The following is a 12729-nucleotide window of genomic DNA, read 5'->3' as shown; positions in this document are numbered from 1 at the left end:
GATACCGACGACAACGTCAAGCTCAGGAACGCCATGGCGGGCGAAAGGAATCCAGTTCTTCAAATGGACGACCCCCGTACAGCAGTTCACGGTTCAAGTGGCAGCGGGAAACGAGAGCCCGTGACAGGCCCAGGCGAGGACCCGCTCTCAGGCCGGACGCTCGATGTGCGACATCCACTCGATGGTTCCCGCCGGCTGGATCCGCTGGACAAAGAACTCGCGACCGTTGGTCTTCAGGATGCCGGTCTCGATCGCCTCCGGGAACGAGTGCGCAACGCCGATGAACGTCTCGCCCTTGATCACCGCGAACCTGCCCTCGTTCTGGTCGCGAAGCAGTTGCTCGCGCCGCGCCTCGTATACCCGCTTCTCACTCGCGAATCGCTCGGGCATTGTCCACACTCCGGGAGTCGTACAGTTCATCGGCTCGGCATGAGCCGCGGCCGAGAACAAATGAAAGGTCTACACAACGAACCGGACAACCCGCTCGTACTCTCGAACGCGGCCGACACTACCAACTCCGTCGCCCCTCCAGCCACCATGATGTATACCACATCGCTCCCAAAGCACAAACAAGTTTGCGATCACAAACACACCAGCACACCTTTATCGGACCACGCTTGCACAGTTGATTATACCGCATAAATTGCTGAAAGCAATACACTTACAGGCCCATTGCCGCAGATGCACACGCCCAATCCCGCGTCCGGACACACGCCAATGCCCAACATGCCCACCGCCGAGAAGCGCCCCCTCTACATCACCACGCCCATCTACTACGTCAACGACCGCCCCCACATCGGGCACTGCTACACGACCCTCGTCGGCGACGTCGCGGCCCGCATGGCCCGCCTGATCGGTCGCGACGTCTTCTTCCTGACTGGCACCGATGAGCATGCGGAGAAGGTTGTCGCCTCCGCCTCCCAGCGCGGCCTGACGCCGATCCAGTGGGCCGACCAGAACGCCGCGGAGTTCCGCGCTGCGTTCAAGGCCATGAACTTCTCCAACGACGACTTCGTGCGGACCACCGAAGAGCGCCACATCACCCGCGCCTCGGCCTATATCGAGAAGCTCGTCAAGTCAGGGGATATCGCGCTGGGGGACTATGAAGGGTGGTGGGACGCCTCGCAGGAGGAGTACCTCACCGAGACCGTGGCGAAAGAGAACGACTTCAAGAGCCCGGTCACGAAGAAGCCCCTGGAACGCCGGACAGAGAAGAACTATTTCTTCGACCTGCCGAAGTACGAGGCGCGTCTGCGGCGTGCGATCGAGAGCGGCGAGATCCAGATCCTTCCCGAACAGCGGAAGAACGAGGTGCTGGGGCGCATCAAGACCGGGCTGCAGCGTGTGCCGGTCAGCCGCGCGATCAAACCGGGCGATGCCGACTGGGGCATCAAGATGCCGGGCGATCCGAACCATCGCGTGTACGTGTGGATCGAGGCGCTCTGTAACTATCTGACGGTTGTCGATACGCCTGAGCGTCGCACCTACTGGCCGCAGGGAAGCGGCAAGCCGAACACGGGCGAGCCGCTGGTGACGGCGCCGATCGTCCACTTCATGGCCAAGGACATCCTGTGGTTCCACGCCGTGATCTGGCCGGCGATGCTCATGGCCCTCGGCGAGCCGGTCCCCAAGACTGTTTACGCCCACGCCTACTTCGTCTCCGAGGGCGTGAAGATGAGTAAGTCCCTCGGCAACTTCATCGAGATCGACCAGTTGAAGGCCTATGCCGATCGCTACTCGCTGGATGCGGTGCGTTGGTACCTCGCGACGCAGGGGCCGCTGGGGGCGACGGATGCGGACTTCGCGTATGGCCGCTTCGTCGAGGTCTACAACGCGGACCTGGCGAACGGGATCGGCAACTGCGCCAGCCGCGTGGCGAACATGATCGAGAAGTACTTTGAGGGGAGTGTGCCCGCGCCAAACTGGGAGGGAAACCTCAGTCACTTCTACACAGCGGACAACTTCGACAGCGAGTTGAGTATCGCGCTCAAAGCGCGAGCAGATGCCGGTAAACCCGCATCGGAAAGCGACAGATTGAAGGGCTACCGGTTCCCTGAGAAGACCGCGTACTGGTCGAATCGCTTTGCGGAGTCTCTCCACACTGGCCAACTCGACGAAGCGGTGCGCAATGGCATCGTTGCAGTCCAGTTTGTCGATGAATTCATCAGCCACACGGCCCCGTTCACGCTTGCCAAGCGCATCGACGATCTTCCCGGCTCGCGCGAAGCGCTCGGCGCGATCCTGTACGCCTGCGCCGAAGCGCTCCGCATCGCGTCGCTCATGCTGTACCCGGCCATGCCGGAGAAGATGGCGTCGCTCTGGCGACTCTGGAACTGCTCACCCCTCACCGATCCTGACGACTGCAACTCCGCATTCAAGGCCCCTCTCTCGGAACTCGCCCAGTGGGCACACCCGGTGCACGGCCTCAAGCCCGGCCAGAAGATCGCCAAGGGCGACGCCCTCTTCATGCGCGCTGACCCGAAGGAGCCCGCGCCGACGAAGGCGTGATGCGTCTCCCCATCGCGCGCCACGACGGCACCCTCGCAAGACCACGCACTCCGTTTCATGTACCGCATTCATGCAAGCCGGCACTTTCAACCTCACCCCGACCCAGCGCCTGGCGTGTGCGCTCGCCCGGCGCGGCGTGCCAGGCGCGCGCCGTGTCATGGTCCGCGCCGGCGTCTTCGATGATGCCCGCTGGAATGAAGCCCCGCGCATGCCGGTCCGGCTGCGTTGGTGCCGCGCAAACGTTGAACTCGATCTCGCCGAGCACTGGGAACGCAGCGCCTGGTTCCTCGGTCGATACCACGAACTCCCGCTCCTCCTCCTCATGAACAGCGTACTGAAGCCCGGTGACACCTTTGTTGACATCGGTGCAAACCTCGGCCTTGTCTCGCTCCACGCCGCACGCCTCGTTGGCACCCGCGGCTCGGTCCACGCTTACGAGCCCAACCCCGATGTCTTCGCGCGCCTGAAACACCACGTCGATTCAAGCCCGTTCCGAAACATCACGCTCCACCCCTACGCCCTCGGCGCCCGCGACGACACGCTCACGCTCAGTGTGATCGGAAAGAACACCGGCAGCGGGACGATCGGCACACCCCTGCCCCACCTTGCCGATCGCGTCTCACGCACGCACACGATCGCCATCCGCACGGCAGCCGCCGACGCCCCCTCGTGGCCCGGCTCGAACCGTCGCGTCTTCCTGAAGATCGATGTCGAAGGTGCAGAACGCGCGATCCTGACCTCGCTCGTCGATTTCAACAGAGAGCTCAAGCCCCTGATCGTCACCGAGATCAACCCCGCCGCGCTCCGCATGAACGGAACAAACGCCGCGCAGACTCGCCAAGCGATCGAACACGCGGGATACCAGGGGTGGACGTTCGACCTTCGCACGATCGCGCCCCGACGATTCCGTCCCGCGCGATTCCCTCTGCACGAGCCCTCGTGGCCCCATCTCCGCGACGAACTGTGGATGCACCCCGATTCGCCCTTTCGCGTGCATGTTGATCGGGCCGCGCCTGCCATGCCCGGTACTGCCGTCGAGCACAAGCCGGTACAAGCCGCCACGCGTCACTGACCCCGCGACTCCCTGCCTCTTGCGTAATGCCTTCTTCCTACCCTTCCTCCCCATGCCACCCTCTCCCCCGGTCATCACGCGCTTCGCTCCCTCGCCCACCGGGCACCTCCACATCGGTGGGGCGCGCACCGCTCTCTTCTGCTGGGCCTACGCGCGGCGCCACTCCGGCGCGTTCCTTCTCCGCATCGAGGACACCGACCAGAAACGCTCCAGCGAAGCCGCCAGCCGGGGCATCCTCGAAGACCTCGCGTGGCTCGGCATCGACTGGGACGAAGGCCCCGTCTTCAAGCGCGAGAACGCCGACGGCACCGTCACCACGCTCGGCGGCAACCCGCGCGAGGTCGGCTCCTTCTACCAATCCGACCGGCGCGACATCTACGACACCTACATCAACTGGCTCATCGAGCGTGACTTGGCCTACCCCGCCTTTGACACCGCCGAAGCCCTCACCGCCATGCGCCAGCTCGCCGAGAAGGAGAAACGCACGTTCGTCTACCGGCGGGCCGCCGACTACGACCGAGACGCCGCGCTCGCCCGCATGAGGTCCGGCGAGCCCTGCCCCATCCGCTTCAAGATGCCCGGCACGCCCATCAACTTCACCGACGAGGTGCTCGGCGAGATCACCGTGAGCGCTGATGAGCTCGACGATTTCGTCATCCGCAAGGCCGACGGCTTCCCCACCTACCACTTCGCCGTCGTGATCGATGACGAGCTGATGGGCACGACGCACATCATGCGCGGCCAGGAACACCTGAACAACACGCCCCGCCACGTCGCGCTCATGCGGGTCCTCGTCAACCAGAAGACCAACGAGCCCTTCCGCACCCCCAAGTTCGCGCACCTGACCGTGATCGCCAACCAGGACAACAGCAAGATGTCCAAGCGCGATCGCGACAAAGCGGCACGGGCGAAGTGCCGCGAGCTCAACATCAAGTCGGCCGCCGATGTCCGCGTGAAGGCCGGTGCGAGGCCGCTCCCCCACTTCGACGCCCTCCCGCCCGCCGACTTTGACCAATGGCTCGGCGATAAGACGCGCCAGCTTCAGACCCACGCCCTTGAGGACCTCGCCTCCGTGATCGGCGTCGAGCTCCCCGAGATCGCCGTGGACGACTTCCGGCGCAGCGGCTATCTACCGGAGGCCGTGCTCAACTACATCGCCCTGCTCGGCTGGAACCCCGGCGAGAAAGCCGCGGACGGCAAGGACCTCGAACGCTTCGATACCGGCTACCTGGTGGAGAAGTTCTCCTTCGATCGGGTCGGCAAGAGCGCGTCCAAGTTCGACCGCGCCAAGTTGATCGCGTTCAATCAGGATGCGATCGCACAACTGAGCGACGAAGAGTTTCTGACGCGCTGGGCGGCGTGGGCGGGCCGCGACGACCGCGAGACACTCGACCGCGTCGGCCTCACGCGCCTGAAACTCATTGTCGGCGCGATCAAGGGACGCTGCCGCACGCTGAAGGACGTCCGCTCCCTCGTCTCCTTCGCCCTGGTCGACGACGACGCCTACGCGTTCAATGCCAAGGACGTTGAGAAGCACCTGAGGGCCGACGACGGCGCCGGCCTCGCGACGCTCCGCGCCCTAGCGCCGAAGCTCCAGGCCCTCCCCGCCTTCGACGTCGCGTCGATCGACGCGCTGCTCGACGCCCATGCTGCGGAGACGGGCCTTGGCATGGGCAAGGTGGCCCAGCCGCTGCGCGTCGCCGTCACAGGAGCCGCCGTCTCGCCCCCGCTCGGCGCAACGCTCGCGATTCTCGGCCGCAACTCCGCCCTCGCCCGAATCCGTCGCTGCCTCGACGCCCACGCGTGACCGATCACGACTCAGGACGAACCGCACCGACCCGAATCGGCTCCGTCGTGCGTACCCCGTTCACCGTGCGCTCGATCCCCAACGGGTTCTCGTTCCGCAGCTCCCGGGCCAGGAACATCTCCGGCGCATTCTGATACGACACCGGGCGGCACCAACGCTCGATCGCCAGCGGCCCAACCGCCGTCGTGTGCTGCTGATTCGTCGCAGGGAACGGCCCGCCGTGCGTCATCGCGTGGCAGACCTCAACCCCTGTGGGCACGCCCCCGAAGATCAGACGCCCCACACGCTGCTCGAGAATCCCCTGCAGCTTGGCCGCGAGCGTCGCGTCCATCGCCGAAGCAAAGATCGACCCTGTGAGCGAGCCCTGGATCAACGACGCTCCCTCGAGCATCTCCTGCTCCGACTCGCACACGATCGCAATCGCAACCGGTCCGAAGCACTCCTTGTGCAGCGTCCGCTCTGCACGGAAAGTCGCCAGCGTGGCCCGGAAGAGCCCCGGCCCGGACGCAACCGCACGCGAACTCGGATCGCTCACAAGCCCTCTGCCGACCCGCGTCTCGACACCCCTTGTCCGAGTCACTTCAACAACACGCCGCGCAAGCGTCTCCATCGTGCGCCGGTTCAGCATCGGTTGCTGAGGCGTGGCCTCCAGCAGCGATGCCATATGACGCAGCAGAGACTCGGACTCTTCTCCCTTGAGCATGAACATCAGCCCGGGACAGGTGCACATCTGTCCGTTCGAGCCCGTGATGGAAGCCGCGAGCTTCTCCGCGATTCCCTCTGCCCCCGCGCGAGCCGCGTGGGGCAGCACAAAGACAGGGTTCGTCGAGCCCATCTCCGCGAAGACCGGAATCGGATCCGGACGCTCGGAAGCAATCCTGGCGATCGCGGTTCCCCCTTCGACAGAGCCGGTAAACCCGACCGCGCGGATGCAGGGGTGCTTCACAAGCGTCGCGCCGATCTCCGTCTCGCGCGGGCCGCCCGCGTGCAGATAGGAGAACGTGCCCGGATCAAGCCCCACTTCCGCTACGGCCTTCGTGATCTCCTCCGCCACAAGCTCGCCCGTTCCGGGATGCCCCGGGTGGCCCTTCACAACAACAGGACAGCCGGATGCGAGCGCAGAAGCCGTGTCGCCACCCGCGACCGAGTACGCAAGCGGAAAGTTCCCCGCGCCGAAGACCGCTACCGGCCCGAGCGGACGAAGCATCCGTCGCAGATCCGGCTTCGGGAGGGGTTTCCGCCCCGGCTCTCCGAGGTCGATCGCCGCACGCACCCAGCTCCCATTCCGCACCGTCTGCGCGAACAAGCGCAGCGTGTACGTTGTGCGATCGCGCTCCGCCCGGATGCGAGCGGCATGCAGTCCGGTCTCTGCGCACGCCCATGCAACCAGATCATCTCCGAGCACCTCGATGTTCGCGGCGATCCGGTCGAGCAGTGCCGCACGGTCCTCTCGCGATCGGGCTCCACTTGCGTGAAACGCTCTCCACGCGGCCTGTGCCGCCCGGTCAATCTCCTCGCCCGATGCCGGATGAAAGGCCACCGGAATGGCATCGCCCCCCGGGGGAATGGAAGCCACAAAGGGGTACGGATCCGCGTCCGCGCCGCCCTCAGACAGTCGCCCGGCGACCCACGAACGACCGACAACACGCTGCAAGTGCTTGTCCTGCAATGCGTTTGAAGCAGCAAGGGAAGCTGATCCACCGCGCGTCGATGCCGCCATTCCTCTACCCTCCGTGGCTCTTTCGGGGGGTGCGCCCCGCGACTCTGGAAACCGAACCACTCGTCCGCGCCCGCTCGCATCCCGTTCGGTACTCTGTAGCCATGCTGGCCCGAGTCCAATCGTACCTGCTGCAAGGAATCGACGCACTCTCGTGCGAGGTTGAGGTCCACGTCGAAGACGCCGAGGAAGCGCGCACAACCGTTGTCGGCCTCCCCGACATGGCGGTCAAAGAAGCCACCGAGCGCGTCCGCGCCGCGATGGCAAACTCCGGATACTTCACCCAGAGCCAGAAAGTGCTCATCAACCTCGCGCCCGCCGATGTCCGCAAAGAAGGACCCGTCTATGACCTGCCCATGGCCATCGGTCTTCTCGCGGCACAAGGCGTCATCCGCACCGCCGCCCCGAACCGCGAAGACGGCCTCGATCTCCGCTCAACCCTGATCGCCGGTGAGCTCGCGCTCGACGGACGCGTCCGCTCGATCCGGGGCGGAATCGCCCTCTCCGCACTCGCCAAGTCCAAGGGGATGCGCTCCGTGATCGTCCCCGCAGAGAACGCACGCGAAGCCGCGCTCGTCCCGGACATCGACGTCTACGGCGTGCGAACACTCGCCGAAGTGGTTGGCCTCATCACGGGCGCAATCGAACTCGACCCCACACCACGCGTCGATATCTCCACGCTCCTCCGCTCCGCCGCCGCGCCGATCGACTTCTCTGAAGTCCGAGGCCAGGAGTCCGTGAAGCGTGCGATCGTTGTTGCGGCGAGCGGCCTTCACAACCTTCTTATGCTTGGCCCCGCCGGAACCGGCAAGACGATGATGGCAAAGGCCCTTCCCGGCGTCCTCCCCGCGCTCACGCCCGAAGAAGCGCTCGAGATCACTCGCATCTACTCTGCGGCAGGGAAACTCCACGAGGCGTCCGGCCCGGAAGGGCTCGTCTCCATCCGCCCCGTCCGCTGCCCACACCACACCGCGTCCTCACCCGCGATCGTCGGTGGAGGCGCGATCCCACGACCGGGCGAGATCTCCCTCGCGCACCGCGGCGTGCTCTTCCTCGACGAGCTCCCCGAGTTTCCTCGCCCCGTTCTCGAAACGCTCCGCCAACCCCTCGAAGACCACGTGGTCACGATCGCGCGCTCGCACGGCGCGATGCGCTTCCCCGCCAGCTTCATGCTGGTCGCCGCGATGAATCCCACACCGAAGGGCGACATGCCCGTCGGCGAAGTCGGCCGCTGGGAGATGGAACGCTACCTCGCACGCATCTCGGGCCCGCTCATGGACCGCATCGACATCCACGTCGAGGCCCCAGCCGTCAAGTGGGAACAACTCTCCGGAGGAATCCGAGGAGGGCCAAAGGGAACCGGAACCACTGAGATGCGCGAGCATGCCGAGCGAGCCAGAGACCGCCAGATCGCTCGCCAAGGACCGCTCACACCCAACTCACGTCTCAGCGGAAAGATGCTCGATCAACTCGCCCCCATGACGCCGGAAGCACTCACGCTGCTCGGCACGGCGATGACCGAACTCGGGCTCTCGGCCCGCGCTTACGACAAGATCCGGCGCGTGGCTCGCACCATCGCCGATCTCGTCGCTGCCGATACCCTCCTGCCCGATCACGTCTCCGAGGCCGTGAGCTACCGCCTGCTCGACCGAAAGGTCTGAGCGGCAGAACCGCGTATGAGCCACACATGAGCACAATCACCGTTCGAGCGTTCGATGATCGCGACGTCGCGCACGCGTGCGCACTTGTCAACCACTACATCGAGAAGACAGCCGTCCACTTCGCCTATCAACCCGAGACGGCCGACCAGTTTCGCACTTCGTGGATCGAAGGGCAAAGCCGATACCCGTGGGTCGCCGCAGAAATCGACGGCTCGTTCGCCGGCTACGCAAAGTGCTCCCAGTGGCGCACACGCGACGCCTACGACCTCACTGCTGAAACCGGCATCTACGTTTCGCACCACGCACAGGGCCGGGGCGTCGGACGATCGCTCTACCTCGAACTGATCCGAAGAGCCAGAGACGCCGGCTTCCACCTTCTCGTCGCAGGCGCGACACTCCCCAACGACGCATCCATCCGGCTGCACGAATCCGTGGGATTCCAGCGCGTCGGCATCTTCACCGAGTGCGGCAGGAAATTCGACCGCTGGCACGACGTCATCTTCTGGCAGTTACGACTCTGAGCGGCCCCGCCTCAGCACCACCCGGCCGACCCAGGACGCCGCGAATCGATCCAAACCGCTCTAAGATCCATGCCATGCCGGACCCGTTCGACATCCTCGGACTGCCGCCCCGCTTCGATCTTGATGCGCAGGCCATCCGGCGGGCCCACCTCGCACGCGTCGCCTCCATCCACCCCGACTCACAACCGAGGCAGAACGAGAGCGGCAGCGACCACCAGATTCAGACCGAGGATGAGATCTCAAGATCCGCCGCCGCGCTGAACGCCGCAAAGCGGACACTCGAAGACCCCGAGCGACGCGCCAACGTGCTCCTCAAGCGGCTCGGCGGCGCAACAAAGGAAGAAGACCGATCCCTGCCCGACGGCTTCCTGCCGGCGATCATGGAACTCCGCGAAGGCGTCGAATCCGCCCTTGCATCGAAGGATCCAGTCCAACGCCGCGCCGTTGAAGCCGACGCCGCGTCACGCCGCGATGCCAGCATCGCCCGCGTCACGGATCTCTTCAGGACTGCGGTCCTCGAGCCGTCAACAGAGACGCTCCGCCGTATTCGGGTCGAACTCAATGCCTGGCGCTACATCGAGCGGCTGATCGAGCAACTCGATCCGGCCTACGACCCCTCGGTCGCGGACTTCGCCGAATGACGCACCGCGCCCATCCAACGGCCTCGCCCACACTGATCACGAAGGAGCAACCGCGTGGTTGAACTCCTCATCGTCGCGATCATGGCCGCGCTCCTACTGATCTCCGCGGCGTGCTCCGCCACAGAGACCGCGCTCTTCGGACTCACCCAGGCGAATCGCACGGCACTCGAACGCCATCGCCCTGGAGCGTTCAGAGCTGCCACGGCGCTGATGGCAAGCCCCCGCGGCGCACTCATCACGATCCTCGTTCTCAACACCACCGTCAACGTCGCCTTTTTCGTCCTCTCCTCACTCCTCTCGGCGCGTAGCGAGTCCGCCGCAGCCGCCGCCGGCATCGCCCTCGCATCCCTGCTCGCCGTGATCCTCTTCGGCGAGGTTGTCCCGAAACTCCTCGCAAACGCCCATCGGGTCGCGTTCACGGCCGTTCTCTCTCCGGTCCTGCTGGGCGCCTCGCGTCTGTTAGGACCTGTGCGCGTCGCGCTCGACTCAGGCCTTGTCGGACCCCTCGCCCGCGTCATCGTTCCGAGCGAGAACCCGCCCGCGCTGCGTTCGGAAGAGCTGGAGGCCCTGCTCGAAGCCGCGAGCGCGGAAGGACTCATCGAGCGTGACGACCACCGGCTGCTCGGCGACGTCGTCGGGCTGAACCAGCTCCGTGTGCGGGACGTCATGACGCCCCGCAACGACATGGCCTGGGTCACGGAGGATGCCGATAGCGACGCCATCCTCGAAGCGGCACGATCCACCACGCGCACGACACTCGCTGTCTGCGCCGGCTCGCTCGATGAGGGCGTGATAGGCCTCATCAAGGTGCGTGAAGCGCTCGGGCTCATCGCGACGCGTCCCGGACGCCCCATCAACGTGCGATCCCTCGCGGCCCGCCCTGCTTTCGTCCCCGATCGCTCCCGGCTTGACGGTCTCCTCGGCTTCCTCCGCGACCAGAAGACAGACACCGCGATCTGCGTCGACGAGGGCGGAGCCGTCACCGGCATCGTCAGTCTCGACGACATCGTTCGAGCCCTCGGCTTCGCGCCCATCGGCGACTCAGCACAGGATCACGAACGCATCGAACGTCTCGGCCCCAACCAGTGGATCGTCTCCGGACGACTGCCGGTGCACGACTGGGCCGAGCTCTTCGGCGCGGGCGCTGGCGCGAAGGCCATCGATCGTCGAGCCAGCACCGTCGCCGGGCTCGTCCTCGTAGGGCTCGGACGCCTCCCTGCCGTTGGCGACCAGGTGCGCATCGGACGCCTCTCACTCCGCGTCGAGTCCATGGCAGGACGAAGCATCGAGCGCGTGCTCGTCACGCTCCACGAGGCGGCGCACGCGCCGAACGCCGCATGACAACCCTCGAACAGATCGGCTGGCTCTCGCTCGCCGTTGTCGGGCTCGTCGGCTCCTCCATGTGGAGCGGCGTCGAAACCGGCTGCTACACACTCAATCGTGTCCGGTTGCGCATCCGCGCCTCTCGAGGCGACCGCGCCGCGATGCGCCTGCAACGCTCGCTCGACAGGCCCGACTCCCTGCTCGCCACGCTCCTCGTCGGCAACAACATATCGAACTACCTCGGTGCGCTCGGCGCGACCGCCTTCCTCGGAGGGCTCGGCTACGCGGACAGCCAGATCGTCCTCATCAACACGCTCGCGCTCACACCCCTCGTGCTCGTCTTCTGCGAGTCGCTGCCGAAAGAGACCTTCCGACGCGCCGCCGACAGTCTCACATACCGATTCGCCGCTCCGCTCGAAGCATTCACACGCCTCTTTACCGTCCTGGGTGTCGTCCCGCTCGTCGTCACGCTCGGGCGCACAATCGGACGCATGGTCGGCCTCACCTCCGGCGGCGAGCTCTCCAGCTCCCGCGAACGCGTGGCGATGCTCCTGAAAGAAGGAAGCGTCTCCGGCGCGATCTCCGATGCACAGTCCACCCTGATCGATCGCGCCACCGAGTTCACACGCGTCACCGTCCGCGACGAGATGATCCCGTGGACAAAGGTCCGCGTCATCGCGATCAACACGCCCGCGGACCAGGCCGTCCGCGCGGTCGTCAGCGCGGGGCACAACGCGTTCCCGCTCGTCGATGCCTCGGGACGCCTCAAAGGCACCGCAAGAGCCATCGATGTCCTGCTGAACCCCAGCACGCCCATCGAGCAGCATCGCCTCCCAGCCGTCATCGTCCGCGAAGAGATGCGCGTCGTTGAAGCCCTGCGACTGCTCCAGGCCGCGGCACAATCTCTCGCCATCGTGGAACGTGCCGGCAAGCCTGTCGGTATCGTCACAGTCAAGGACCTGGTCGAGCCCCTCGTCGGAGGCGTGATCGGAGCGGAATAACGGAGGCGTCATGGCATCTCGGGCCGGATTCACAGTGCTTCTCGTCGCGGTCGTCGCGCTCTCTATGCTCGCGTGGCTCATGCGCTCAGGGGGCGGACCAGCCCCGAAGCCCGCGGCGTTCTCGTCCGCAGTCACGCTCGATGTCGCCCTCCAGAGAAGCGACCAGGAAGGGCGTCCGGTGCTCGTCTTCGCAACCGCCGACTGGTGCGGGCCATGCCAGGCCCTCAAGCGGAACGCACTCGCCTCCTCCAAGGTCGAACAACTGATCAAGGGCGGCACCATCCCCGTCTACGCCGATGTCACCGGACCCGACCAGGTTTCCATCGACGCCGCACGCCGACTCCGCATCGGGCCGATCCCCGCCCTCATCGTGGTATGGAAGGGCGAAGAGCTCGCTCGCCACGAGGGCAACACCTCCGCATCCAACCTTGAGAAGTGGCTCGAAGCCGCGCTCTCAAGGACTCGCTCTGCGGGCTGA

General features: G+C 65.6%; 11 protein-coding genes. 9 read left to right on the top strand and 2 right to left on the bottom strand.

All coding sequences use genetic code 11. From position 1 onward, the window contains the following. Positions 1–147: 147 nt before the first annotated feature. A complete protein-coding gene (locus KF838_14970) occupies positions 148–390 on the bottom strand; it encodes a hypothetical protein (GenBank protein QYK48079.1) in 243 nt (80 codons plus the stop codon). 327 nt (positions 391–717) lie between these two features. On the opposite strand from KF838_14970, the gene metG reads away from it, so the two are divergent. The 3 genes from metG (at position 718) to gltX (ending at position 5387) form a co-directional block, all read left to right on the top strand. Then, positions 718–2508: a methionine--tRNA ligase gene (gene metG / locus KF838_14965; GenBank protein QYK48078.1), complete on the top strand. Its 1791-nt coding sequence runs from the start codon at positions 718–720 to the stop codon at positions 2506–2508. Between the two features lie 70 nt (positions 2509–2578). Beyond that, positions 2579–3580: an FkbM family methyltransferase gene (locus tag KF838_14960; protein ID QYK48077.1), complete on the top strand. Its 1002-nt coding sequence runs from the start codon at positions 2579–2581 to the stop codon at positions 3578–3580. Positions 3581–3632: 52 nt separating this feature from the next. Further along, entirely contained in the window at positions 3633–5387 is a 1755-nt protein-coding gene (gene gltX, locus KF838_14955; protein QYK48076.1) for a glutamate--tRNA ligase, read from the top strand. Between the two features lie 4 nt (positions 5388–5391). Here the strand turns inward: gltX and KF838_14950 are convergent, their stop codons facing one another. Continuing rightward, on the bottom strand, positions 5392–7107 hold the full coding sequence (locus tag KF838_14950; protein ID QYK48075.1) for an aldehyde dehydrogenase (NADP(+)): 1716 nt from the start codon (positions 7105–7107) through the stop codon (positions 5392–5394). Between the two features lie 101 nt (positions 7108–7208). On the opposite strand from KF838_14950, the gene KF838_14945 reads away from it, so the two are divergent. The 6 genes from KF838_14945 to KF838_14920 all read left to right on the top strand — a co-directional run bounded on the left by KF838_14945 (position 7209) and on the right by KF838_14920 (position 12729). After that, positions 7209–8765 (top strand): YifB family Mg chelatase-like AAA ATPase, encoded by a 1557-nt coding sequence (locus tag KF838_14945; protein QYK48074.1) that lies wholly within the window; start codon positions 7209–7211, stop codon positions 8763–8765. A 26-nt stretch (positions 8766–8791) separates the two neighbouring features. Beyond that, positions 8792–9286, top strand: a complete 495-nt coding sequence (locus KF838_14940) for an N-acetyltransferase (protein QYK48073.1) — start codon at positions 8792–8794, stop codon at positions 9284–9286. A 74-nt stretch (positions 9287–9360) separates the two neighbouring features. Further along, a complete protein-coding gene (locus tag KF838_14935) occupies positions 9361–9927 on the top strand; it encodes a hypothetical protein (GenBank protein ID QYK48072.1) in 567 nt (188 codons plus the stop codon). Positions 9928–9981: 54 nt separating this feature from the next. Then, the gene (locus tag KF838_14930; protein ID QYK48071.1) at positions 9982–11268 is read left to right on the top strand and encodes a DUF21 domain-containing protein; all 1287 of its coding nucleotides are present in this window, start codon (positions 9982–9984) and stop codon (positions 11266–11268) included. Further along, a complete protein-coding gene (locus KF838_14925) occupies positions 11265–12251 on the top strand; it encodes a DUF21 domain-containing protein (protein ID QYK48070.1) in 987 nt (328 codons plus the stop codon). Before KF838_14930 ends, KF838_14925 begins: the two co-directional genes overlap by 4 nt. Positions 12252–12261: 10 nt before the next feature. Beyond that, positions 12262–12729 carry a thioredoxin family protein gene (locus tag KF838_14920; GenBank protein QYK48069.1) on the top strand — a complete coding sequence of 156 codons (468 nt, stop codon included), beginning with the start codon at positions 12262–12264 and terminating at the stop codon, positions 12727–12729.

Source organism: Phycisphaeraceae bacterium, from assembly GCA_019454185.1.
Lineage (GTDB): Bacteria > Planctomycetota > Phycisphaerae > Phycisphaerales > UBA1924 > JAHBWV01.
This window is presented reverse-complemented; position numbering and strand designations above follow the sequence as displayed.